Origin of the sequence: Streptomyces sp. OR43, from assembly GCF_008042275.1 — a bacterium.
Lineage (GTDB): Bacteria > Actinomycetota > Actinomycetes > Streptomycetales > Streptomycetaceae > Streptomyces.
Genome location: NZ_RDBK01000043.1, coordinates 1,734,797 through 1,755,560, shown reverse-complemented (window position 1 = coordinate 1,755,560; position 20,764 = coordinate 1,734,797). Strand labels below are relative to the sequence as shown.

Here is a 20,764-nt window from a genome sequence, read left to right as displayed (position 1 = left end):
AACTCAAGGGCACAGGTGTCACGGTCCCGCAACAGCACGAAGCCCCGGCCGCATCTGCGACCGGGGCCCGCGACAGGCTGTTCTGTCTCACACACCCGAACCTGCGGGCACGGAGTCAGTCGCCTCCGTCCACAGATCCTGCTCGGCGCGATCCGCCTGGATCTGGCGGTACACGAGGAGCCCGCCGATGGCGGCCAGTGCGACCAGGAGAAGCTTCTTCACCGCGCGACCTCGTCTTTCCTTGGCATTGGGGAGTTCTGCTGCCCGACTATACACATCGGCCGATATCGACCGGTGACCTCCCCGCAACCCAACTGGCGCCTACAGAAGAGCGATCATCGCCGGACTGTGCATCGGCGGACGGGGGTGCCGATGGACCCCGGCGCGACGCCCGGACGCCTCATATCCGCACCGGTTGCACCATACGAGTGGTGTTCATCTGAAGAACGGCATATCGGTGGCGTCGCTCCACGGAATCGCGAGCCGGATCCACATCATCAGAAAGGTAAGCAAACCGGACCACCTGAAAGTGAGGGGCCATGAGCACCTTCAAGGCCAAGAGCATCTGGACCGCCTTCATCACCGCGTTCTTCGCACTACTCGCGTCGCTGGGCCTCGCAAGCTCCACCGCGGCGGCCACGGAAGCCACGGTCACGGAGCCGGCGACCACGAGCCACGAGCACAGCGCCCGGACCGCCGCAACTCCGACCGCCCCCTCGGTGCGATGGACCCTCCCGCGTGACCGGGCCCTGCCGCCCACGATGAAGCAGCGCATCCGCGCCGAGGCCCACGGTTCCTCGCCCGCCGCCCGGACGCTCGCCCCTGACACCCTGGACACCGCCCGCGCCCCCCACGGCACSCGCACCGCCCTCGGCAACGCCCAGGCCCGGGACGGCGTCCCCCTGCCACCCTGAGCGCACCGCGCCCGACCACGCGAGGCCCCTGGACCGGATCCCCGGCAGGGGCCTTCTTCATGCCCGCAGGCTGCCCCGCGGACCGGTGTCAGGCCCGGCGGGTGTCCTGCGGGACCGGCCTCACGCCGCGGACGGGACCTTGGGCTTGCGCGGGGCCGGCACGAGGGCCACCGCCCAGTCCAGGAACGTCGCACCGAGAACGACGTTGACGACCGGAACCAGCCACCGCTTGCCCGTTCCCCGGTCGCAGGCGGTCAGCGACGGCAGCGGAGAGATCCCGAGGTCTACCAGGGAGAGCAGTCCGGTCACGGCTTCCGCGCGGTCCCCCACACCTTGGTCGATTGGGGCGCGCGCCGTATCGGCACCGTGGCCCACATACGCAGAAGGCCGGTAGATCCTGAGGATCTACCGGCCTTCTGACCTGGCGTTACGCCGCTGTGGGGCTAACAGGATTTGAACCTGTGGCCTCATCCTTATCAGGACCCGGCCCTATATGGAGGAGACCCCCAGGTCACCGCCGGTACCCGCCTCACCTGGCCCTACAGAAATCTACATCCGCAAGCATTCGTAGACCCTCCCCTGGCTTACTCGGCTGCTGGGGTAGTCCTGGGGTAGTCCCGGGGTAGCGCTGCCGGGCTCCCGGCGACTGCGAGCGTCATCGGTTCATGTAGGCATCGACCATCGCGTCCTCGTCCGGTCCATCGTCTTCGAAGTCCTCGCGTGACCACTCCGGCTCGTAGTCCGCGTAGTAGTCCTCGGGCGACACCTTCAGGTCGATGTCACCTCCGAGCGGCTCCTTCAACAGGTCGAGCTCCTCCAGCTGCAGATGCAGGTCGCACGCCCGGCAATCGAATACCTCCGGCGTCATGTAGACCGTGGTCGCGTGTTCGGGAACATGCGAAGCTCCACCGAGCCATCCCTGCGTCGAGCAGGCAGGGCAGGCGGCAGGCTCATCGTGCTCGATGGTTTCGGGCGAGGCGACGTTGGCGATCGCCACGAGCACGAGCTCGCGCTCCTTGTCGTCGAGATAGCCGTATCGATCTTCGAAGGTGCTACGCGCCTTGACCAGCTTCCCTTCCAATCGAATGCGCGCGGCCTCGACGTGTTGGTCGAGCAGCTTGTCGTGCATCGACTTGTAGGGACCCCAGTACCGCGACCCGAGCCCCAGCTCGGCGAGCAGCGGATCAATCACCTTCAGGCAGCTGGTGAAGACCGCGGTCACCTCGGTCCGATCGTGGAACCCGCAGTGAGCCACGCCGTTGCGCGCATCGGCAAGCGGCCAGACCTTGGGCTTCGGAGGGATCTTGCCCCTCAGGATCTTCTCCACGCGGACATACGCCTCGCCCAGTTGGATCGTCTTGACCTGGGACCCTCGCACCTGAAGAAGTGCGCCATGTCCCGTGGCGTAGAGGACCGACTCGAAATCCCTGCCGTCGGCTATCAGTGCTGGATGGAGCGAGACCAGGAATGCCTTGAGGAGATGCTCGGTGGCCACACCTGCGTGATGAACCGCCAGGTCTTCCGACGACGGTCCTTCAGAGAGCGCCGCAAATGCGGCCGCCATCCACTTCTGTGATGAGTGAGCGAGCCTTCGGACGTCCATATGCATAGGGGGACGGTAGGGGACAACGCCCAGCAGGGGCAGGGATTATGTGACCTACGCGACCAGGCGCAGAGGCTTCTTCGCTCCGGTACGGCCCGGCTTCTTGTCCTCCAGGGCGGCGAGGACCTGGCCCGCGTAGTCGGCCGCGGCGTGGGTGTAGAGCCAGGTGACCTTGCCCGCGCGCTCGTGCCCGAGGATCTCCTGCGCGATGACCTCCGGGACACCGCGGTCGTGCAGCCGGGACGCGAACGAATGCCGCTGGTCGTGGAAGGCCGGCCACCACTCCGTGCGGTCCTTCTGCACCTTCCGCGCGCGGCCGGTCTCGGGGTCCCGCTCCTCGACCGTGACCTTCTTCGTCTTCTTCCGGCCGACGCCGGACTGGGTGAGGGCGTCCGTCCACAGGCGACGGAACGCGGAGCGGCGGAGCGGCGCCCGGTACGGTTCGCCCGCGGTCCCGGCCTTCTTCGATCCGCGCCGGACCTTGTTCCTCCCGTGGAACACGAGCTCGTTCACGCAGAGACCGGCCTCGGGTTCGGATCGTGCGGTGCTGGCGTCGGGCTCGTCGGCCAGGAGCTCGCGCAGCACGCGCAGCGCGAGGCCGGTGATCGGCACGGTGCGCAGGCCAGCGTCCGACTTGGGGTAGACCTTCCGCCTGATCTTCCCCCTCACCTCGGTGAGCACCTCGCGGACATGGATGACCCGGCGGCCGAAGTCGACGTTGCACCAGCGCAGCCCGGCGAGCTCGCCCCAGCGGAGACCGGTCTCCTGGGCCACGATCTGGAGGGTGTGCATGTAGTCGGGAAGCTGCGCGCGGATTAGCCACAGCTGTGCGTACGACGGCGGCCGCCGATCCTCGGGGTGCTTCTTCTTCACCTTCGGCAGCTTGACCCCCTCGGCCGGATTGAAGGGGACGCGCCGGTCCCGCTTCGCCGCTTCGAGCATCCGGTCCAGGATCTGGAAGACCTTCACCACGGAGGACGCGGCGAGCGGTCCGCCGTTCTCGTCGTGCAGCTGGTTCACCCAGGTCTGGATGCCGAGCCAGCTGAACTCGTACAACTTGAGCGCACCCCAGTGGGGCTCGATGTGGTTGCGGTAGCTGCGGCCGTCCCGGTCGAGGGTGGTTTCCTCACCGGTCTGCGTCGGCCACCACAGCCGGTGCCACGCGCAGAGCGTGATCTCGGAGCGGGCCGGATCCAGCCAGGTGCGCTGGCGGATCTCGGTGCGGGTCTGCTCCAGGAACTCGATGGCCGCAGTTTCGTCGGCCCAGTTCTTGCTGCGGCCCTTGCCCTGCGGGTCGGTGTACCGGGCCTCCCACGAACCGATGTGTTCGTCGGTGGGCTCGCGGTTGCCGGGGTACTTCGCGAGGCACGGCGGGCAGCCGCACCGCATGGACGGGTTGGGGCGCGGGTTGCGGGTCTGCGTCTTCTGCACGGCGGACTCCTGATCAGAGCGTGCCGGCGGCGAGCGCTTCGTGCGGGATGGTGATGGGGTCGCCGCAGAAGCAGGCGAGGCCGCCGCCGGTGGCGGTGGTGGTGGGTGCGCCGAGGTCGGCCAGGAGAGCCGCGAGGTCTCTGATCAGGTCGTGTGGGTGGGTGCCCCCTTGGACGGAGATGGTGATCTCGTCCGGGTCCCAAATGGCGGTCTCCGACTGGGAGTCGGCCACGGCGATGAGAGTGCACACAGGTATCCCCCAGGGCTGCGCAGTTGCGTTGAGCCGCTACGGGAGGACAGCGGGTAGTCGAATCTACCTTCGTGTGTAGAAGTTGTGGAGGGGTTTAGGCATATGCAATCGGAAGAAGTTATTCCCCCTGTCTTAGGCAACCCTTAGTCAGCTTCTGCTGGCAGCACGCATCGCCTCGGCGGTTTGGATTAGCGCTCGCTGCCCATCGGTTGGCAGGTCGCGGTAGAGACGGAGCAGTCGCTGCTCGCGCTCCTCGCTGCTGGGTCCGGGCACTCTGCGCCCGGCCGCCTTGAACATCTGCGCGGGGGTCACGTCTGCCCGCCAGAGGCGGAGGACGTTGACCATGGCGCGCAGGTCATCCGCATCGATGCGCGACGTGCCGCGCGTGCGATTCACCCATGCGTTCAAGGTCGGGTATTTGATGCCGGCCTGGGCCGCCAGTTCTTTTTGGGTGTGCCCCGTCTCTTCGAGGAGACGGGTGAGGATGGCTGCCAGGTCCTCGCCGGTGGGGGCGGGGTCCTCGGCGGCATCGTCGCCGGGGTTGCTCGGGCCTGTAGTCACATCGGTGAGTGTCGACTATCCGCATCTACATCCGCAAGTAGATGCGGGCACCGTGACCTGTATTTGACCGTGCCCCGGCGCATCTACAGCACCCCCGTGCGCCCCCGCTCAGCGTCGCGACACCCCCAACAAGCCCCCTTGACTCGATATGCATCTACATGCAGACTGTAGACACCGCAGGTCACCCCGACCAGCGGCACCCCTATTCGGCCATGCGCCGGAGGACACCACCATGCGACGACTGGACAAGGGAGCCCCGCTCCGCGCCGCCATACGGGCGGCCGGGCTGGACATCCCGCATCTCGCCGCCCGAACGAGGGAGCTCGACCCCACCGGCAAGGGGCTGAGCCCCGCATACGTCGGCTTCATCGTCGGGACCGGCAAGACCGCCCGCGAAGAGACCAGCGACCGGGCCGCCGGCCTGATCGCCCAGGCGCTCGACCAGGAGGTCGACGCGTTCTTCGAGACGGTCTTTCTGACGCTCAACGAATCTACATCTACACGCGTACCGCGTATCGGAGCTTCGCGAAAGTCGGCACCCACCGACTTGCCCGAGCGGCTGCTCGACCAGCGCGAGCTCGCCGACTTCCTGCGGAAGTCGATGTCGTGGATCGACCGGCAGATCAAGGAGGCGGAGCAGGCGGGCCACATCTGGCCGGGCCTGATCTACGTCGGCCGTAGCCGCCGCTTCGACCCGCGGGCCGTACTCGCCGCGATGCGCCAGCACCGCGAGCAGATCCCCGCCTGACGCACAACGGGGCCGACCGGATGCACCCGGACCGACCCCGCAACAGACCAACCCCATCACCAGAGAAATGGAGGCAGGCCTTGACCACACAGGCTAGCCCCAAGATCACCCCGCCGGGGACGGACCAGGAGCCGGAGCTCCTGACCCGCGCCCGAGCTGGCGACCGGGAGGCCTTCGCCTCCCTCTACAACGAGCACCGCCCTGAGGTGTACCGGTACCTCCTCGGCCGCGTCCGCAACCGCGAGCTCGCCGAGGATCTGGTCCAGGAGACGTTCCTCCGAGCGCTGCGCCGCATCGAAACGTTCGTCTGGCAGGGAACCCCCTTCGCCGGATGGCTGGTCACCATCGCCCGCAACCTGATCGTGGACTACCTCAAGTCCGCACGGTTCCGGTGCGAGATCTCGGTGGGGGACGCCCTGTCGATGGGCACTCTGCCGTCGCTCGCGTCGGAGGCCAGCGCGGAGGAGGAGGGCCTGCGGGTCCTGTCCATCGCCGAGGCCGGCCGGACCGTTGAGTCCGCACTCGCGGGCCTGACCGACGCGCAGGCTGAGGTGGTGCGGCTGCGGTACCTGGACGGGCTCTCCGTGCAGGACGCCGCGGACCGGGCGGACCGTACGCCGACGGCAGTGAAGATGCTCGCGTACAGGGCGATCGCCACGATGCGCCGCCAGATGGTCGTGGCCGCATGAACAAGAATCTGCCCCAGACGATCAAGGTTGTCCGCGAGCTGCTCTCCGGTACGGGCGACGTTGCGCAGGCGATCGCCCACGCTCTCGACCAGCAGCACCTGCTCGTCGACCCGGAGCGTACGTACGGTGCGGTCCTGCGTCGTACCCCGGAGGGCTGGGTGCCGGTGACTCCGCCGGCCCCAAGCTCGGCCGAGTCGGCCGCCGGCCTGGAGGACCAGGCCCGTGCGTGGGACAACGCGTGCGGCCGGGCCCGTCAGCTGGCCGCCGCCATGGTCACGCAGTACGCGGCCGAGCCGGACGTCACCGGCGTGACGGTCGACGGCGACACCGTCGTCATGAGTCTCCACATCACGGACCCTGCCCGGTGGGTGGCGTGGATGGAGACGCTCGGGCTGACCGAGGCGCAGGTGACGGGCCTCGACTACGTGTCGTGCGGGCGGACGTCGTGGGGCGGGGTGCCTCTCAGCGTCCTGGCGTACGACGTGCCCGAGCTCGACGTCGCGGCGGCCGTGCAGTCGAAGCGGCCGTGCCGGTACGGCGGCGTGGTCTACGACCTGGCGGTCCCGTACCGCGACATCAAGGGCGACACCTGGTACTTCCAAGGCGAGACGTCCGAGGGGATGCCGCTGCTGTCGGTCGACGGCCGGCCGGAGCGGTGCTCGCTCGCGAACATCGTCGAGTTCTCCGGGCCGCTGTCGCCGGTCCGCGAGCTGCAGAGCGTTGCGGGCGGTGAGCACGGATGACCGCCGCCACGGTGGAGCTGTTCGACGGCACGGTCACCCTCACCGGCTGGTCGCTGACCGAGCTCGCGCCCGACTACTACGGGCACAGCTACATGCAGATCGGCGGATGGCTGCCCGCGGGTTGGGAGCCGACGGTCGCGCACGGCACCAACCACATGGTGCGCGCCGACCTGCCGGGCGTCGCCGACGTCGCGCAGGCGGTGAACGTCACCGTCGAGACCACGGGCTACGGCGGCCCGCAGCAGTTCATGAAGATCCAGTGGCGGCATCTGTCGTACCCGGCCACGTGGCTGGAGACGCTGCGGGAGACGGGGAAGCTGCCCGCCCCCATCAGCTCGAAGTCGGCTACTGCGGCGGCGCCGGACAGCAGCGGCCTGAGCTATCAGGCGCAGCAGCTGCTCGCGCACATCCGCGACCTGCCCACCCACCGGTGGACGACCGGCAAGGCGGACCGGGTCTACGCCGACCTCGGCTACCCGAAGCGCGGCCGCCGCACGAGCGCACGGGCCTGCCTCCACGAGCTCGCCGCGCTCGACCTCCTCACCGTCCATGGCCCGCACGACGGCCGGTACTTCCTCCTCGCCCAGAAGGACGGTGCCTGATGGCTGCCAGCAAGACCGCGAAGGCCTGGAACATGGGGATGACCGGCGAGCCGAAGCCGCCGCCGACCGTGCAGACCACGGCCCGGTGCACGACTGCCGGCTGCGGCGCGCGGCCGGGCGGGGTGCGCCGCATCCCGGGCTGGGTCGTGATCGAGGTCGTCGGGAGCAGTGAGCCGACGCGGCTGTTCTGCTCCTGGGACTGCGCGTCGTACGGGTCCGCGCTCGCCGAGCTCCGCGTCGGCGGTGCCCAGTGAGCGCGTACTCGCAGGCGTACCGCGGTCTCGTCGCGGGCGGCCTGCCCGCCCCCGACGCCGCCCAGCTGCTTGCCGACCTCCGGCGCGAGCTCGGCGAGGAACTGGCCGCCGGCCTCCTCGCCCGGTCCGCCGAGCAGTACGGAGCCAAGCCGAACGAGTCCCACTCCGTGAACCGCCGCCGCACCGCCCGGTACGGCGCAGCCAGGGACGCCGCCGCCTGGCTGATCACCGCCACCACAACCGGCCGCCTGACCAACACCCCGCAGCAGCGCGACAACCGGAGCACCGCATGAGCACGTTCACCTTCGCCCCCGCCACCCGCGAAACCGCCAAGGCGCGCATCGCCCTTCAGGGGCCCGGCGGGTCCGGGAAGACCAAGACCGCGCTTCGCATGGCCGAGCGTCTCGCAGACGGCGGCAGCATCGGCGTCGTCGACACCGAGCGCGGCTCCGCGAAGAAGTACGCCGTCGTCCCCGGCCGCCCCGACTTGGGCGGGCACGAGTTCGGCCACATGCCGATGGCCTTCTGCTCACCCGAGAACCTGATCGCGGCTGTCCGCGCCGCCGAGGAAGCCCGGATCTCCGTTCTCGTCCTCGACTCCTGGTCGCACTTCTGGGCGGGGAAGGGCGGCCTCCTCGCCCGGGTCGAGGCAGAGTCCCAGAAGTCCACGAACAGGGGCGGCAAGTTCACTGCTTGGGCGCCGGTCAACGACCTCGAACAGGACATGCTCGATGCCCTGTTGAACTTCCCCGGGCACGTCATCGTCACGATGCGGACGAAGAACGACTACTCGATGGAGGGCAAGACCGTCACGAAAATCGGTGTGAAAACCGTCCAGCGTGAGGGATCTGAGTACGAGTTCGACGTCGTGATCGACATGATCGAGGGCACGGGCACCGTCACCAAGACCCGGTACGAGCCGCTCTACAACGTCAGCGTGCACCACCCCGGCGAGGACTTCGCCGAGGTGATCCTTGAGCAGCTGGGCCAGGGCGTCGACCCGATCACCGCGATCACGGACGAGCTGATCGGCGCGGGCCTGACGTATAGCCGTGCGCTGGAGCTGCACGGCCAGGCCAAGGCGCGGAACCTCCTCGGGGCTGACCTCCTGCACCCGAAGTCGGGGGAGCCGTCGACGCTCGGTGAGGTGATCGCGGAGTACGGGGCGGCTCTCCGCCCGCAGCCCGCCGCCCCTGCGCCGGCAGCGGCTTCGGCTTCGCCCGCGCCGAGTGCTGCACAGCCCGAGCGGCCTGCTGCACCGTCCGGCACGTCGCCTGTGTCAGCGCCGCAGATGCGGATGATGCACGCCTGCTTCGCGAAGGTCGGCCTCGGGGCGAAGGACCAGCGCGACCAGCGGCTGCACGCGACCGGCCTCATCATCGGCCGCCAGGTGGAGTCCGCGAACGAGCTGAGCTTCGACGAGGCCGCGACGCTCCTCGACACGCTCAGCGCCTACGGCGACAGGCCGAACCCGGCCGACGAGTTCGCCGCCATGGTCCAGCGCCTGGAGGACGACGCCATCAAGGCCGCAGGCGACGAGCTGTACGTCGCTGCCATGCAGTCCGTCACCGCCTGATCCACCACGATCCGCGGGCCCGGCCGCCGTCACCCGGCCGGGCCCGCACCACCCCAGAGAGGAGGACCCCCAGTGGTGGACCCCACCCCGGAACAGCGCGACGCCATCGACACGTACGGCGACGGTATCGACCTGGTGCTCCAGGCCGGTGCCGGATGTGGCAAGAGCTCGACGCTGAATATGATCGCGAAGTCGGACCCGCGTCGGCGGATGACGTACGTCGCGTACAACAAGGCGATCGCCGCCGACGCGGCCCGTTCGTTCCCGTCGACCGTGCTGTGCAAGACCGGTCACGGCCTCGCATTCGACGCCCGGCACCTGCCCCGCCTCAACATGCCCCGCCAGACCGCGCACTCAGCCGGCCAGGCCCTCGACGTCAGGAAGATCCTCGGCATCATCGGCTCGCCCCCGGCGATCCCGACCGATGCCGGCACCGCGCCGAAGGCGATGACGTCGAAGCTGATCATGCGGGTCGTGCTCGACACGATCACCCGCTGGTGCCACAGCTCCGACCCCGAGATCCTGGCGCGACACGTCCCGCAGTACGACGGCCTGACCACCGACGAGCCGCGCCGCGCCCTGCTCGGCCTGGTCCTCCCGGTCGCGCACGCCGCGTGGGCCGACCTCTGCGACGAGGCCGGTGTGCTCAAGCTCAGCCACGACCACTACCTGAAGATGTGGGCGCTGTCCGGGCCCAAGCTGGCCACGGATGTGGTGCTGCTCGACGAGGCGCAGGACACCAACGACGTCCTGTCCGCCGTCCTCCTGGACCAGGAGCACGCGCAGCGGATCGCGGTCGGTGACTCCGCCCAGCAGATCTACAGCTGGCGCGGCGCGAACGACGCCCTCGCCACCTTCGTGCGGGAGCTCGGCGCCCCGGAGCTCACGCTCTCCCAGTCGTTCCGGTTCGGCCCGGCGATCGCGGACGAGGCGAACCGGTGGCTGCACGTCATCGGCGCCCCGCTCCGCCTCACCGGCTACGAGCAGGCGGACTCCACCGTGGGGCCGGTCGCGGATCCGGACGCGATCCTGTGCCGTACGAACGGCGGCGCGATGGGCATCGTGCTGGAGGGCCTGGCTGCCGGCCGCAGTGTCGCGCTGGTCGGTGGCGGGTCGGACATCAAGCGATTGGCCTGGGCTGCGGAATCCCTGCAGTCCGGCCAGCCCACCGACCATCCCGAGCTGCTGGGATTCCCGTCGTGGGATGCGGTCCGCGAGTACGCCGAGGAGGAGGACGGCTCGCTGAAGGTGTTGGTCCGGCTCATCGATGAGCACGGCACCGGCCGGATCCTCACCGCGGCCGACGCGCTGGTGGCCGAGGACCGGGCAGAGCTGGTCGTGTCCACCGCCCACAAGGCGAAGGGCCGGGAGTGGAACCGGGTGCGGATCCACTCAGACTTCCGGGCGCCGAAGCCGCAGCCGGAGACGGGCCATGTCCTCCTGCCGAAGGAGGAGGGGCGCCTCGCGTACGTCGCCGTGACCCGGGCCCGGCAGGTCCTCGACTGCGAGGCCCTGGCGTGGGTCGACAGCGTCACGGCGGTGGCCGCATGAGCATCGCTCAGTGGGTCGGGATCGTGCTCGCCGTGGGTTGGGCCGGGACCCTGTTCTGCGCCGTCGGTCTGTGCCGCGTCGCCTTGCAGGCCGACGACGCCGACGAGCAGCCGGCACTGTTCGCCGCCGGGTGCGTCGAGGGCGTCGACCGGCTTCGCGCCGCGATCGCCGAGGCCCGAATCGAGACCGCCCCGGGGGGCCCGTCGGCCGACCTCATCGACTGCTGGTCGATCTGGCCCGACGCCCCCACCCACGCGGGAGAGGACGGCACCCGATGACCGACGTCGAGTGGGCGAAGGCCCTCTGCCTGGGCTGCGACCGCGAGAAGTGGTTCGTCGAAGGCAACGACTCCACCGCCAACGCTGAGCGGCGCGCAGCAAAGCAGACCTGCCTCCTCTGTCCGATCCGCTCCGGCTGCCTGGACTCCGCCATGGCGGAGGAGGCCGGCCGAGGGGAGTCCGGCCGGTACGGAATCCGCGGGGGCCTGTCCGGCAAGCAGCGGTATGCGCTGAGCCAACGCCTCCCCGGCGCGCGGCCGAAGCAGCAGCGCGCCGCCTGACTCCTGGTGCGCGGCCGTGCCACCCCACACCGGCCGCGCACCAGGCCACCTACTCACCCACCACCCCGAGAGGACCCCCGGTGACGGAGACCCCGCCCGAGTGCAGGCACTGGATCGGCGACGTCCGCCGGTACTGCCGCGCGCTCGACGCGGTCCGCCCGTACCTGACCGGTCCCCGGTGCCCGCTCCACACCCCGGCCGCACTCGCCGGTCGGGCGGAGTCGCCGCCGGGGCCGGGCTGGCCGGCGGGCGCCTGGTCCACGCCGTCACCCCAGAGCGCGAGTGCGCTCTTCGACCAGCGGGCGGTCGCCTCCGGCAAGCGCCGCGCCTCCGCCCGCACCTACCGCGCAGCACAGCAAGCAGTCCGCGAAAGGAAGTCATGAGCACCACCACGAAGCCCGTCGCCGAGGAGACCGAGCCGGTCGTCCGACCGTTCGCCTCGTTCCTCCAGGAGCAGTCCGGCGGCCAGCTGCATGACGAGCTCAGCACGAAGCTGCACGAGCTGATCGAGGCGATCCGGGAGACCGGCAAGGCCGGTTCGCTCTCGCTGAAGATCGACATCAAGCCGATCGCCGGGACGGACGGCCGGACGCTCACCGTCACGGACACCGTCGCCGCCCGGCTCCCGAAGACCGAGCGCCCGAAGAGCATCTTCTTCGCGACGGACGACGGCAACCTCTCCCGCACCGACCCGCGCCAGCCCGTCATCACGGGCCTCCGCGAGGTCGAGCCCACCACCACCGCCACCCAGCTCAGGAGCGCCAACTGATGTCGTACCCCTCGCACACCCAGAAGCTCGACGGCCTCATCGACGGCCGGGCCGACGGCACCCAGGCCGTTATCGACGTGGCGCAGCGCGCCGCGCAGCCGACCGCTCTGGAGCCGGGCCACGTCTACGCCCTCGCCGTCGGAGACCGCCTCCACCAGGTCGACCTCACCGGCCCGGAGCACACCGGCACACCGCCTCGGAAAACGGGCAACGCCACGGTCCGGGACGTCGACTCGTTCCTCGCCTACTTCGACAAGCACGGCGACGACTACTCCGAGGTGTACGCGGACGTTGAGCGCCGCACCATCACCGCGGTGCTCGACGCGCACACCGGCGCGGCCGCCCGCTGGGGCAGCCACCGGCTGACGCTCGGCCTCCGCGAGACCTCGGCCTGGCGGGCGTGGACCTCCATGGACGGCCAGCTGGTCCCGCAGGGCCAGTTCGCCGAGTTCATTGAGGACAACCTCGTCGACCTGGTCGAGCCGACCGCCGCCACCATGCTGGAGCTCGCCGAGTCCTTCGAGGTGACCACGAGCGCAGAGTTCCAGTCGTCCCAGCGGCTCGACTCCGGCGCCCGGAAGTTTTCCTACGTCGAGGAGCAGACCGGGAAGGCCGGCCACAAGGGCGACATCACCATCCCGGCGACGCTGACCCTGGCCCTGCGCCCCTTCGAGGGCTGCGAGCCCTTCAAGGTGACCGCCCGCTTCAAGTACCGCCTGGACAAGGCGAAGGGCGAGCTCCGCCTCGGCTTCAAGATCGAGCGCCCCGGTGACACCCTCACCGCGGCCTTCGAGGACATCCGGACGCTCATCGACTCGGACGTCCCGATGGCCGTGCTGAACGGCGCCCCGGCTTCCCGCTGATCCACCCCTGGTGCGGCCGGTAACCCCAGCCGGCCGCACCCCCGCACCACCCGAAGGAGACACGTGGGCAGCCGCCTGTACGTCGAGGTGCTCGACTACGCACCGACGACGCTGACGCACCGAGAGAAGCTGTTCCTCGCGGTGCTGGCGGACGACGCCCGGGACACGACACGGATCACCTGGTCCAGCGTCGAGTCTCCGAAAAACCTCCGGCGGGGCAAGGTCACCCGCCCCCAGGTCTACGAGCTGATCAAGGCCCTGGTGAAGAAGGGCTGCCTGGAGAAGGTGTCCGCCGGCCAGAAGAACGGGACGGCGAAGTACCGGCTGCTGCCCCTTCAGTGTCCGGAGATTCCGGACGTGGATGACGCTGACCAGGGTCCGGATTCTGCGGACACTGACGATGCTCCTCAGCCTCCGGGTTCTCCGGACACTGAAACTCAGTGTCCGGAAATCCCAGACACTGACCAGTCTCAGCGTCCGGATTCTGCGGACACTGAGCCGGATTCCCAGTGTCCGGAAAACCCGGACACTGACGAGTCTCAGTGTCCGGAAATCCCGGACGTCAGTGTCCGGGAATCCCGGACGCCTACTCTCTCTCCTCTCTCTACAAGACCTCTCTCGTTCGGCGAACCCTCCGTCACAGCTGACCCGCAAGCCGCACCCGAAGACGTGGTCGACGGCGAGGTCATCGAGGAGCCCACCGGGCCGGAGCCGGTCACCGCGCAGACGATCGTCGGCGAGTGGCTGGAGCGCTGCACCGACCGCCCGCCGTCCCGCGTCATCGGCCAGATGTCCCGAGAGATCCGCGTCCTCCTCGATGACGACCGCATCCACCCCGACACCATCCGCCGTGGCATCGCCCTGTGGATGACCAAGCGCCTCCACCCCTCGACGCTCGCCAGCGTCGTGAACGAGGTCATGAACGCCGGTCAGACGCCGCAGCGTCCCGGCCACCCCGCGCCGCCCAACGGCGACCTCTTCGCCCGCGCCAAGGCCCGCGCCGCTGCCCGCAAGGAAGGAGCCACCCAGTGACCGAAGAAGAAGCGATCCACATCGCCGAGTACGTCGCTGCCGCCTGCCCCGCGCAGAAGTTCGGCGAGTTCACCCCCGACGTCTGGGGCGAGATCCTCAAGCCGTACTCGGTGGACGACGCCCGCCGCGCCGTCATCGCCGTCGCCGCCCGCCAGCCCTTCATCAGCCCGGCCGAGATCATCACCGAGATCAAGGCCCGCCGCGCCGACCGCATCGAGGCCGCGACCCTGGTCTACGACGGCGACCCGGCAGAGACCGGACTTGAGTCCGCCCGGTCGATCCGCGCGCTGACGAAGGCCGCCGCCGACGGTGTCCTCCTGCCCCGTACCCCGGCCGCCGCACTCGGCACCGCCGACCGCCTCGCGCTCCCGCCCGGCGAGTCCGGCCCGTACACCGGACGGGCAGCAGCCGTCCGCGCCGCCGTCGGCCAGGCCATCCCGAAGGCCACGGCCGGCGTTACGAACCCGCGGGCCATCAGCTGCCGCATCTGCCAGGCCCTGCCCGGCACCAGCTGCACGACCCGCGGCCGCCGCCGCCAGGACGTGCACCCCGCCCGCCTCGACGACGCCCGCCGCCTCGCCGCCGGCCTGCCCCCGACCGACCCCGCCGAGGACCTGGCCGCCGAGCAGCGGATCCGCGACGCCGCCGCGACGCTCGCCGCCTCCGCCGAGCAGCCGGCCCCGACCTACGAGGACGTGACCTGATGACCGCCAGCGCCCGCTTCCCTCAGCTCAACGTCGTCTGTTCCTGGTGCAGCGCCCCGGCCGGCGAGCTGTGCACGAACCCCGCCACCGGGGCCGTGCGTCGTGCGGCCACCCACGATGTCCGCCGCATCACCTGGGTCATCGAGACCGCCACCTGCCCCGCATGCACCGCCGCCCCCGGCAGCCCCTGCATGGCCCAGTTCCCGAGCCTTCGCACCGCACTGGCCACCCCCCACCCGGAGCGGACCACCGCCGCCGACCGGGCACACACCCGCACCCACAACCGGACACAGCCATGGCCCCACCAGCCGCGCACTGCCCCGACTGCCACCACCCGATCCGCTGGACCCGCACCGAGGCCGGCCGGAACCTCGCCGTCGATCCCGACCCAGACCCCGCCGGGAACGCCGCGGTCTGGCGGGATGGCACCGGCACCCTCCGTTCCCGCCGCCCGACCGACGACCTCCCGCTGACCGGGTGGGAACGCCTCCACCTCCCGCACATCGCCACCTGCCCCGCCCGCCGCGAGCAGCTGGCCCTTCCCGTCGGCGTCACCCGACTCGACGACCACCGCAACCGCAGAAGGAACCGATGACGCTCAGCGAACGGATCAGCGCCTGCCCCGGCGTACCCGAGCAGCCCGCTCTCCAGCACAAGACCTGGGGCTGCAGCAACTGCAACCCGATCGTCTTCGGCTCGGCTGAGGAGGGCACCCCGACCGGCCAGAAGTACCCGTGCGGACTCGGCGTGTACTGCGACACCTGCGGCGTCACCTTCGAGGGCGACTTCATCGTCGCCGACACGATGTCCAAGGCCGAGCGCCTGGACGTCGTCCGCAACCACGTGCGCACCACGCTCCGCTGGCAGTGCGACAGCACCGGCGACTTCTGCGAGAGCTGCGCCGAGCAGCGTCGCGCCGCGGCCGAGCCGCCCTGCACGAACCCACGGCACACCGGCCCCCTGCGGGCCCAGCTCGGATGCAACGAGCCCGACCCCGTTTCCTGCGCCACGGAGAAGGACACCCCCGCGGGCGAGTCCACTCCGGTCAGCACCCCCCGATAGCCCCTCACGAAAGAGAGACCAGCTCATGGCACTGCCCACCCTGACCGGCGTCGGCCGCCTCACCAACGACCCCGAGCTCCGCTTCACCCAGTCCTCGAAGGCGGTCTGCTCCGTCCCCCTCGCGTTCAACTCCCGTCGACTGAACCAGCAGACGCAGCAGTGGGAGGACGGCGACGTCTTCTACGTTCGCGGCACTGCCTGGGAGCGCCTGGCGGAGAACGTCGCCGAGACCCTGACCAAGGGCATGGAGGTCGTGGTCACCGGCGACCTGCGCACGGAGTCGTGGGAGAAGGACGGGGTCAAGCACGAGCGGACCGCGCTCATGATCCGCAGCATCGGCCCGTCGCTGGCGTTCGCCACCGCCAAGGTCACCAAGGCCGCAACCAGCACGAACGGGGCGCAGGCGGGCAGCCAGCCGCGCGGACAGGCCCAGCAGGCCCGGCCCCCGCAGACCCGCCAGGGACAGCAGCCCCCCGCCGACGACCCCTGGGCCGTCGACAAGGCCAAGGGCTACAGCGACGAGCCCCCCTTCTAACCCGGAGATCACCCACCATGAACCGGATCATCCCCACCGTGGCCGCGCTCGGCGTCGCCATCTCGCTGCTCACCGCGTGCAGCCCGGCCGACGACTCGTGTGACAACGCCGCCGGCACCCACCCCGTGGCCGTCGCCCAGGTCGCTCCCGAGCGGCCGTCCGGCGGCACGAGCGGCGGCCGCGGCTCCGGCTCCAGGAGCAGCGGCTCCAAGCCCAAGCCGTCGAAGCCGAAGCCCGGTACCCAGCACAGCACCACCGGCGGCAGCCACAGCCACCACCACTACGACGACTACGACGACTGCGACAACGACTGATGGCCGCGCTCCTCCGCCTCCCCGGCGGAACCCGCGACGCATCCGAAATCGTCGAGGCCCTCCTCGTCGCCGCGTCCGTCCGGGACACCACCGCCCCGGACCTCGCCGTCCGCTGGCGCCAGATCGCCGACGACATCGGCGACGCCCTCGACCAACTTCCGCCACCCACCACCAGCCAGGAGAAGCAGTGATCGAGAACACCACCGCGAGCATGAGGAACGGGGTCACCTCCGTCGCGTTCCTCGCCTCGGCCCTGATCACCGGCGGCAACGACGCCTTCATCGGCGACCAGGAGAAGGCCGGCAAGCAGCAGCTGCTCAACTCCGACCGCCTGCCGGCCGAGATGGACGAAGGCCGAGCCGCGTTCGAGGCCGTCGGCTTTACCTTCGGCGAGCCGGACCCGGCCGACCCGCTGTTCCTCCCGGCCACCCTGCCCACCGGCTGGACCCGGCAGGCCGGAGACCACGACATGTGGTCGTACGTCATCGACGAGCAGGGCCGCCGCCGCGTTGCCGTGTTCTACAAGGCAGCGTTCTACGACCGGAGCGCATTCATGCGCCTGGTCAGCGTGACCAGCTACGTCTGGGACCACGTCCACGCCGGGGCACCGCTCATCACCGACGACACCTGGTCGACGTCGGCCGCGATCGCCGACGCGTGCAGGGTCGCAGTGCGGAACGCGCAGGACCACATCGACACCTGGACCGAGCACGACAAGCCCGAGTACGTGGCGAAGTACACCGCCGAGCGTGACCAGTACGCCGCGATCCTCACCCAGCACGACACCACTCAGGAGCAGCAGTGATCGATCTCTCGAAGACCGCCCCCGGCCTCGTCTCCCTCGCCAAGACCGCAGCCGTCTCCCTGCAGAAGCACGGCCTCGGCAACGAGCGGGCCGCCGTCTACCTCGTCCTCGACCACTCCGGCAGCATGCACCCGTACTACCAGTCCGGCGCCGTCCAGCACCTCGCCGAGCAGGCACTCGGCCTCTCCGCCAACCTCGACGACGACGGGTCGGTCCCGCTGATCTACTTCGGCTCCCGGGTCGACCAGCCCGAGGACGTCCGACTCGACAGCTACACCGGGGTCATCAACCGCACCCACCCGCACGTCGCCTGGGGCAGCACCAACTACCAGGCCGCGATCAGCTACGTCCTGGCCGAGCACGCGGCGTCCGGCGCCACGGATCCCGCGCTCGTCATCTTCCAGACCGACGGCGAACCCGACAGCCGCGACGCCGCCGAGGCTGCCCTCCGCGCCGCGTCCAAGGCCCCGCTGTTCTTCGCCTTCGTCGGCTTCGGCCACAACATCCGCTTCCTCAGCACGCTCGACGACCTGCCCGGCCGGGCCGTCGACAACGCGTCCTTCTTCCACGCCCGCGACCCGCTGACCGTGTCCGACGCCGACCTCTACGACGGCATCACCAGCCAGTACGGCGCCTGGCTCACCGCCGCCCGCGCCGCGGGCATCATCCGCCAGCACTGACCCACCCGCACGACCGGACTTGGGGCGCCACCAGGGCGCCCGCCCCCGGCACACACAGCCAGGAGCAACCCACCATGTTCGGACTCACCACCCGCCGCCGCCTCACCGCCGAGGTCGACGCACACCTCACCACCATCCGCGCCCGCCTCGACGCCGAGCACCTGATCGTCGAGGAGATCGACTCCCACATCGAGACGATCCGCGCCCGCCGCGCCCTCGAGGACGCACTCGACAAGGAGCGCCGCACCACCCGCCTCCTGGCCGAGCAGCTGCTCGACGCCACCGGCCACTACCCGGCAGCCGCCCGAATCCAGCTTGGCCTCCCGCCCGCCGGCCCCTGGGAGCGCGCCGTCGAAGGACTCAACGCCCTCGTCGACGCCGATGTGCTCTTCCACATCGAGCTGGACGGACACATCAGCAACAGCACCGGCGACGAACGCATCGAGTGGGACTACCCCACGAAGCGCTGGCACCTGGTCCACGACGACGAGGACGACCCGGCCCCCACCACGGTCGACGACCACCTTCACGCCGACGTGACGGCAGACCCGGGCGGTGCTCGATGAACGCCACCGACACCGAGATCACCGCCCTCCTCCGCCAGGGCACGCTCTCCAACGAGGGCATCGCCCGCACCCTCCGTGTCGACAAGCACCGCGTCGGCCGCATCCGCCGCGACCTCGGCCTCCCCGCGTACCAGCGCCAGCCGCTCACCCTGGAACAGAAGTGGCGGGGCAAGACGCGGCCCGTCGAAGGCGGTCACCTCGCGTGGAAGGGAGAGCGCGGATCGTCCTCTCGTACTCCGATTCTCCGGTACAAGGGCCAGTGCCATACCGCGGCCGCCATCGCGTTCCGGCTGCGTACCGGCCGCGCCCCGGAGGGATACGCCTTCGCCGAGTGCGGGTTCAACCACTGCGTCGAACCCACCCACGTGGACGACGAGCCCGGCCGCCAGCTCTCCCGCGAGCAGCTGCGCTACCTGACCGGCGGTGAGAAGCGCCCGGCCGAATGCGTCCACGGCCACGACCAGGCGGAGCACGGCAAGTACGAATCAGACGGACGCTCCTACTGCGGCCGGTGCAAGGCCGATCAGCGCGCCGCTCTCCGCACCCAGCAGCTGGAGACCGCCGGTGCCTGAGCTGACCGAGGTCCGCCTCGCCGAGATCCGGGCGCTGCTGCCCACCGCGGACCCCCGCACCAGCTGGACCGCTGTGCAGGACCTGCTCCGTGAGCGCGATCACCTGGTCCAGGCGCACACCGCCACCACCGAGGAGCTCGCCAGCTGGACGGGGTCGCTCGCCCCATGACGGATACCTGCGGGGTGTGCCACCGGCCGCTCCTCGACCCCGAGTCGAGGGCGGCCGGCATCGGCCCCGTCTGCGCCGAGAAGTTCCACCCGCCCCGCGGCCGCCGCACCGCGGGCCCCGACCAGCTCACCTTCGAGGAGCACCACATGGACGACACCGACCCGGCATCGACGACGTACCACCCTCTCCGCTTCGCTACTCCCCGCCTGCTCCGCTTTGCCCGGCTCATCGACACCGAGCGCCAGGCCCAGCTCGCCAAGTTCGGCGATCAACACCACCCCGACGGTTCATCGACGAGCACCAACGTCAGCCTCTGCACCAAGCTGGCCGAGGCCATGCGCACGGTCAACGCCAGCCCGGCCGAACTTTCCTGGACCACGATCATGTTGGAGGAGGCGTACGAGGTCGGCGCCGAGACAGACCCCGCGAAGATCCGCGCCGAGCTGATCCAGCTCGCGGCCGTCTGCGCCGCGTGGATCGCCGACATCGACAGCCGTCCCCGCGCCTGCGCCCACTGCGGCCAGCCGATCACCGGCGAAGGCATCACCTGGACCGGCCCCATGCCGGCACCCGGGGAGGACGAGTACCTCGTACCGCGCTACCACCTGTCCCTCGACTACCCGGACTGCCGCCGCGCATCCGGCACAGACCCCGCCGAGAGCTGAGCATGGAGAAGGGCGCGCCCACAACGTCTGTCCAGGACGGGCGCGCCCCACGGTGATCATCACCCTACGCCCCACCCCGCCACGGAGCGCACGATGAACACCACCCAAACCAGCACCGACCAGCACCTCTTCACCGTCGCCTACCACTGGCGCGACCTCAACGACGCCCTCGCTACCCGCCCCACCACCTGGCCCCCCGCCATGGGCATCGGCATCATCTCCGCCCGCACCCAGAGCGACGAAGAACGCGAAGCCGCCGGCTACCGGGCCGCCGCCCTCCGCGCCCTCGAACGCAGCCCCGACCAAATCGGCTGGACCGCAGCGCCCCTCCGCATCGACGTCCTCGACACCATCCGCACCGTCGAAGCCGGGCTCATCGAGCTCGCCGACCAGACCGCGGCCGCCATCCAGCACGCCCCGATCACCCCCGCCCCGGCCGCCGCGTCACCGCGTACGGACACATCCTCGGCCTGGCCCACGACGACCACGACCTGATCGAGTTCCTCCGCCGAGCCGGACTCCCGGACGCCGAGCCGGACTCCCGGAC

34 protein-coding genes and 1 pseudogene are annotated in these 20,764 nt (G+C 70.2%); 29 read left to right on the top strand and 6 right to left on the bottom strand.

Annotated features, from left to right (window positions below):
* Window positions 1-87: 87 nt before the first annotated feature.
* Window positions 88-222, bottom strand: coding sequence for a DLW-39 family protein (locus EAO72_RS42560; protein ID WP_003958712.1), 135 nt, complete (start codon window positions 220-222; stop codon window positions 88-90).
* 317 nt (window positions 223-539) lie between these two features.
* Between EAO72_RS42560 and EAO72_RS26635 the strand changes: the two genes are divergently transcribed.
* Complete coding sequence (locus EAO72_RS26635) at window positions 540-914, top strand: DUF6344 domain-containing protein (RefSeq protein ID WP_148019733.1); 375 nt, start codon at window positions 540-542, stop codon at window positions 912-914.
* A 120-nt stretch (window positions 915-1,034) separates the two neighbouring features.
* Here EAO72_RS26635 and EAO72_RS26630 read toward each other — a convergent pair whose 3' ends face one another.
* The 5 genes from EAO72_RS26630 to EAO72_RS26610 form a co-directional block, all read right to left on the bottom strand.
* Entirely contained in the window at window positions 1,035-1,223 is a 189-nt protein-coding gene (locus EAO72_RS26630) for a superinfection immunity protein (protein ID WP_222724124.1), read from the bottom strand.
* Between the two features lie 346 nt (window positions 1,224-1,569).
* Entirely contained in the window at window positions 1,570-2,523 is a 954-nt protein-coding gene (locus tag EAO72_RS26625) for a hypothetical protein (protein WP_187285224.1), read from the bottom strand.
* Between the two features lie 48 nt (window positions 2,524-2,571).
* Window positions 2,572-3,948: a tyrosine-type recombinase/integrase gene (locus EAO72_RS26620; RefSeq protein ID WP_148019731.1), complete on the bottom strand. Its 1,377-nt coding sequence runs from the start codon at window positions 3,946-3,948 to the stop codon at window positions 2,572-2,574.
* Between the two features lie 13 nt (window positions 3,949-3,961).
* Window positions 3,962-4,180 carry a hypothetical protein gene (locus EAO72_RS26615; protein WP_261991646.1) on the bottom strand — a complete coding sequence of 73 codons (219 nt, stop codon included), beginning with the start codon at window positions 4,178-4,180 and terminating at the stop codon, window positions 3,962-3,964.
* A gap of 165 nt (window positions 4,181-4,345) precedes the next feature.
* Window positions 4,346-4,759, bottom strand: coding sequence for a helix-turn-helix domain-containing protein (locus EAO72_RS26610; RefSeq protein ID WP_148019729.1), 414 nt, complete (start codon window positions 4,757-4,759; stop codon window positions 4,346-4,348).
* Window positions 4,760-4,991: 232 nt separating this feature from the next.
* Between EAO72_RS26610 and EAO72_RS42210 the strand changes: the two genes are divergently transcribed.
* The 28 genes and pseudogenes from EAO72_RS42210 (at window position 4,992) to EAO72_RS26475 (ending at window position 20,712) form a co-directional block, all read left to right on the top strand.
* A complete protein-coding gene (locus EAO72_RS42210; RefSeq protein ID WP_187285223.1) occupies window positions 4,992-5,507 on the top strand; it encodes a hypothetical protein in 516 nt (171 codons plus the stop codon).
* 80 nt (window positions 5,508-5,587) lie between these two features.
* Window positions 5,588-6,196, top strand: coding sequence for a sigma-70 family RNA polymerase sigma factor (locus EAO72_RS26600; protein WP_261991645.1), 609 nt, complete (start codon window positions 5,588-5,590; stop codon window positions 6,194-6,196).
* Complete coding sequence (locus EAO72_RS26595) at window positions 6,193-6,939, top strand: BN159_2729 family protein (RefSeq protein ID WP_148019727.1); 747 nt, start codon at window positions 6,193-6,195, stop codon at window positions 6,937-6,939. Before EAO72_RS26600 ends, EAO72_RS26595 begins: the two co-directional genes overlap by 4 nt.
* The gene (locus tag EAO72_RS26590; protein ID WP_148019726.1) at window positions 6,936-7,541 is read left to right on the top strand and encodes a hypothetical protein; all 606 of its coding nucleotides are present in this window, start codon (window positions 6,936-6,938) and stop codon (window positions 7,539-7,541) included. Before EAO72_RS26595 ends, EAO72_RS26590 begins: the two co-directional genes overlap by 4 nt.
* A complete protein-coding gene (locus EAO72_RS26585; protein ID WP_148019725.1) occupies window positions 7,541-7,795 on the top strand; it encodes a hypothetical protein in 255 nt (84 codons plus the stop codon). Before EAO72_RS26590 ends, EAO72_RS26585 begins: the two co-directional genes overlap by 1 nt.
* Complete coding sequence (locus tag EAO72_RS26580; protein ID WP_148019724.1) at window positions 7,792-8,088, top strand: hypothetical protein; 297 nt, start codon at window positions 7,792-7,794, stop codon at window positions 8,086-8,088. The genes EAO72_RS26585 and EAO72_RS26580 overlap by 4 nt, the downstream gene beginning before the upstream one ends.
* Window positions 8,085-9,371: an AAA family ATPase gene (locus EAO72_RS26575; protein ID WP_148019723.1), complete on the top strand. Its 1,287-nt coding sequence runs from the start codon at window positions 8,085-8,087 to the stop codon at window positions 9,369-9,371. The genes EAO72_RS26580 and EAO72_RS26575 overlap by 4 nt, the downstream gene beginning before the upstream one ends.
* A gap of 75 nt (window positions 9,372-9,446) precedes the next feature.
* Entirely contained in the window at window positions 9,447-10,922 is a 1,476-nt protein-coding gene (locus tag EAO72_RS26570; RefSeq protein WP_261991644.1) for a UvrD-helicase domain-containing protein, read from the top strand.
* Window positions 10,919-11,200, top strand: a complete 282-nt coding sequence (locus EAO72_RS26565; RefSeq protein ID WP_148019721.1) for a hypothetical protein — start codon at window positions 10,919-10,921, stop codon at window positions 11,198-11,200. Before EAO72_RS26570 ends, EAO72_RS26565 begins: the two co-directional genes overlap by 4 nt.
* Window positions 11,197-11,481 carry a WhiB family transcriptional regulator gene (locus EAO72_RS26560; RefSeq protein WP_148019720.1) on the top strand — a complete coding sequence of 95 codons (285 nt, stop codon included), beginning with the start codon at window positions 11,197-11,199 and terminating at the stop codon, window positions 11,479-11,481. The genes EAO72_RS26565 and EAO72_RS26560 overlap by 4 nt, the downstream gene beginning before the upstream one ends.
* A gap of 80 nt (window positions 11,482-11,561) precedes the next feature.
* A complete protein-coding gene (locus EAO72_RS26555) occupies window positions 11,562-11,864 on the top strand; it encodes a hypothetical protein (RefSeq protein WP_148019719.1) in 303 nt (100 codons plus the stop codon).
* Window positions 11,861-12,250, top strand: a complete 390-nt coding sequence (locus EAO72_RS26550; protein WP_148019718.1) for a hypothetical protein — start codon at window positions 11,861-11,863, stop codon at window positions 12,248-12,250. Before EAO72_RS26555 ends, EAO72_RS26550 begins: the two co-directional genes overlap by 4 nt.
* Entirely contained in the window at window positions 12,250-13,113 is an 864-nt protein-coding gene (locus EAO72_RS26545; protein WP_148019717.1) for a DUF2303 family protein, read from the top strand. Before EAO72_RS26550 ends, EAO72_RS26545 begins: the two co-directional genes overlap by 1 nt.
* A 63-nt stretch (window positions 13,114-13,176) precedes the next feature.
* A complete protein-coding gene (locus EAO72_RS26540) occupies window positions 13,177-14,145 on the top strand; it encodes a hypothetical protein (RefSeq protein ID WP_148019716.1) in 969 nt (322 codons plus the stop codon).
* On the top strand, window positions 14,142-14,849 hold the full coding sequence (locus EAO72_RS26535; protein WP_148019715.1) for a zinc finger domain-containing protein: 708 nt from the start codon (window positions 14,142-14,144) through the stop codon (window positions 14,847-14,849). The genes EAO72_RS26540 and EAO72_RS26535 overlap by 4 nt, the downstream gene beginning before the upstream one ends.
* Window positions 14,849-15,130: pseudogene (locus EAO72_RS44325) on the top strand (zinc finger domain-containing protein); the annotation flags it as partial. The gene EAO72_RS26535 and the pseudogene EAO72_RS44325, both read left to right, overlap by 1 nt.
* 14 nt (window positions 15,131-15,144) lie before the next feature.
* Entirely contained in the window at window positions 15,145-15,444 is a 300-nt protein-coding gene (locus EAO72_RS26525) for a prepilin peptidase (protein WP_148019713.1), read from the top strand.
* Window positions 15,441-15,911, top strand: a complete 471-nt coding sequence (locus EAO72_RS26520; RefSeq protein ID WP_148019712.1) for a hypothetical protein — start codon at window positions 15,441-15,443, stop codon at window positions 15,909-15,911. The genes EAO72_RS26525 and EAO72_RS26520 overlap by 4 nt, the downstream gene beginning before the upstream one ends.
* Before the next feature lie 25 nt (window positions 15,912-15,936).
* A complete protein-coding gene (gene ssb / locus EAO72_RS26515; RefSeq protein WP_148019711.1) occupies window positions 15,937-16,446 on the top strand; it encodes a single-stranded DNA-binding protein in 510 nt (169 codons plus the stop codon).
* Between the two features lie 17 nt (window positions 16,447-16,463).
* Entirely contained in the window at window positions 16,464-16,760 is a 297-nt protein-coding gene (locus EAO72_RS26510) for a hypothetical protein (protein ID WP_148019710.1), read from the top strand.
* Window positions 16,760-16,951, top strand: coding sequence for a hypothetical protein (locus EAO72_RS26505; RefSeq protein WP_148019709.1), 192 nt, complete (start codon window positions 16,760-16,762; stop codon window positions 16,949-16,951). Before EAO72_RS26510 ends, EAO72_RS26505 begins: the two co-directional genes overlap by 1 nt.
* Window positions 16,948-17,565 carry a hypothetical protein gene (locus EAO72_RS26500; protein ID WP_148019708.1) on the top strand — a complete coding sequence of 206 codons (618 nt, stop codon included), beginning with the start codon at window positions 16,948-16,950 and terminating at the stop codon, window positions 17,563-17,565. The genes EAO72_RS26505 and EAO72_RS26500 overlap by 4 nt, the downstream gene beginning before the upstream one ends.
* Window positions 17,562-18,245: a VWA domain-containing protein gene (locus EAO72_RS26495; protein WP_148019707.1), complete on the top strand. Its 684-nt coding sequence runs from the start codon at window positions 17,562-17,564 to the stop codon at window positions 18,243-18,245. The genes EAO72_RS26500 and EAO72_RS26495 overlap by 4 nt, the downstream gene beginning before the upstream one ends.
* Window positions 18,246-18,319: 74 nt before the next feature.
* Entirely contained in the window at window positions 18,320-18,811 is a 492-nt protein-coding gene (locus tag EAO72_RS26490) for a hypothetical protein (RefSeq protein ID WP_148019706.1), read from the top strand.
* Window positions 18,808-19,383 carry a hypothetical protein gene (locus tag EAO72_RS26485; protein WP_148019705.1) on the top strand — a complete coding sequence of 192 codons (576 nt, stop codon included), beginning with the start codon at window positions 18,808-18,810 and terminating at the stop codon, window positions 19,381-19,383. The genes EAO72_RS26490 and EAO72_RS26485 overlap by 4 nt, the downstream gene beginning before the upstream one ends.
* Entirely contained in the window at window positions 19,376-19,552 is a 177-nt protein-coding gene (locus EAO72_RS42205) for a hypothetical protein (RefSeq protein WP_187285222.1), read from the top strand. The genes EAO72_RS26485 and EAO72_RS42205 overlap by 8 nt, the downstream gene beginning before the upstream one ends.
* A complete protein-coding gene (locus EAO72_RS26480; protein WP_148019704.1) occupies window positions 19,549-20,217 on the top strand; it encodes a DUF6011 domain-containing protein in 669 nt (222 codons plus the stop codon). The genes EAO72_RS42205 and EAO72_RS26480 overlap by 4 nt, the downstream gene beginning before the upstream one ends.
* A gap of 93 nt (window positions 20,218-20,310) precedes the next feature.
* On the top strand, window positions 20,311-20,712 hold the full coding sequence (locus tag EAO72_RS26475) for a hypothetical protein (protein ID WP_148019703.1): 402 nt from the start codon (window positions 20,311-20,313) through the stop codon (window positions 20,710-20,712).
* The last annotated feature ends 52 nt before the right edge of the window (window positions 20,713-20,764 follow it).

Coding starts and splice junctions, on each gene's coding strand:
- EAO72_RS26625 (WP_187285224.1), bottom strand. CDS start 2,523: ATGCATATGGACGTCCGAAGGCTCGCTCACTCATCACAGAAGTGGATG.
- EAO72_RS42210 (WP_187285223.1), top strand. CDS start 4,992: ATGCGACGACTGGACAAGGGAGCCCCGCTCCGCGCCGCCATACGGGCG.
- EAO72_RS26595 (WP_148019727.1), top strand. CDS start 6,193: ATGAACAAGAATCTGCCCCAGACGATCAAGGTTGTCCGCGAGCTGCTC.
- EAO72_RS26590 (WP_148019726.1), top strand. CDS start 6,936: ATGACCGCCGCCACGGTGGAGCTGTTCGACGGCACGGTCACCCTCACC.
- EAO72_RS26585 (WP_148019725.1), top strand. CDS start 7,541: ATGGCTGCCAGCAAGACCGCGAAGGCCTGGAACATGGGGATGACCGGC.
- EAO72_RS26575 (WP_148019723.1), top strand. CDS start 8,085: ATGAGCACGTTCACCTTCGCCCCCGCCACCCGCGAAACCGCCAAGGCG.
- EAO72_RS26565 (WP_148019721.1), top strand. CDS start 10,919: ATGAGCATCGCTCAGTGGGTCGGGATCGTGCTCGCCGTGGGTTGGGCC.
- EAO72_RS26560 (WP_148019720.1), top strand. CDS start 11,197: ATGACCGACGTCGAGTGGGCGAAGGCCCTCTGCCTGGGCTGCGACCGC.
- EAO72_RS26550 (WP_148019718.1), top strand. CDS start 11,861: ATGAGCACCACCACGAAGCCCGTCGCCGAGGAGACCGAGCCGGTCGTC.
- EAO72_RS26545 (WP_148019717.1), top strand. CDS start 12,250: ATGTCGTACCCCTCGCACACCCAGAAGCTCGACGGCCTCATCGACGGC.
- EAO72_RS26525 (WP_148019713.1), top strand. CDS start 15,145: ATGGCCCCACCAGCCGCGCACTGCCCCGACTGCCACCACCCGATCCGC.
- EAO72_RS26520 (WP_148019712.1), top strand. CDS start 15,441: ATGACGCTCAGCGAACGGATCAGCGCCTGCCCCGGCGTACCCGAGCAG.
- ssb (WP_148019711.1), top strand. CDS start 15,937: ATGGCACTGCCCACCCTGACCGGCGTCGGCCGCCTCACCAACGACCCC.
- EAO72_RS26510 (WP_148019710.1), top strand. CDS start 16,464: ATGAACCGGATCATCCCCACCGTGGCCGCGCTCGGCGTCGCCATCTCG.
- EAO72_RS26505 (WP_148019709.1), top strand. CDS start 16,760: ATGGCCGCGCTCCTCCGCCTCCCCGGCGGAACCCGCGACGCATCCGAA.
- EAO72_RS26490 (WP_148019706.1), top strand. CDS start 18,320: ATGTTCGGACTCACCACCCGCCGCCGCCTCACCGCCGAGGTCGACGCA.
- EAO72_RS26485 (WP_148019705.1), top strand. CDS start 18,808: ATGAACGCCACCGACACCGAGATCACCGCCCTCCTCCGCCAGGGCACG.
- EAO72_RS26480 (WP_148019704.1), top strand. CDS start 19,549: ATGACGGATACCTGCGGGGTGTGCCACCGGCCGCTCCTCGACCCCGAG.
- EAO72_RS26475 (WP_148019703.1), top strand. CDS start 20,311: ATGAACACCACCCAAACCAGCACCGACCAGCACCTCTTCACCGTCGCC.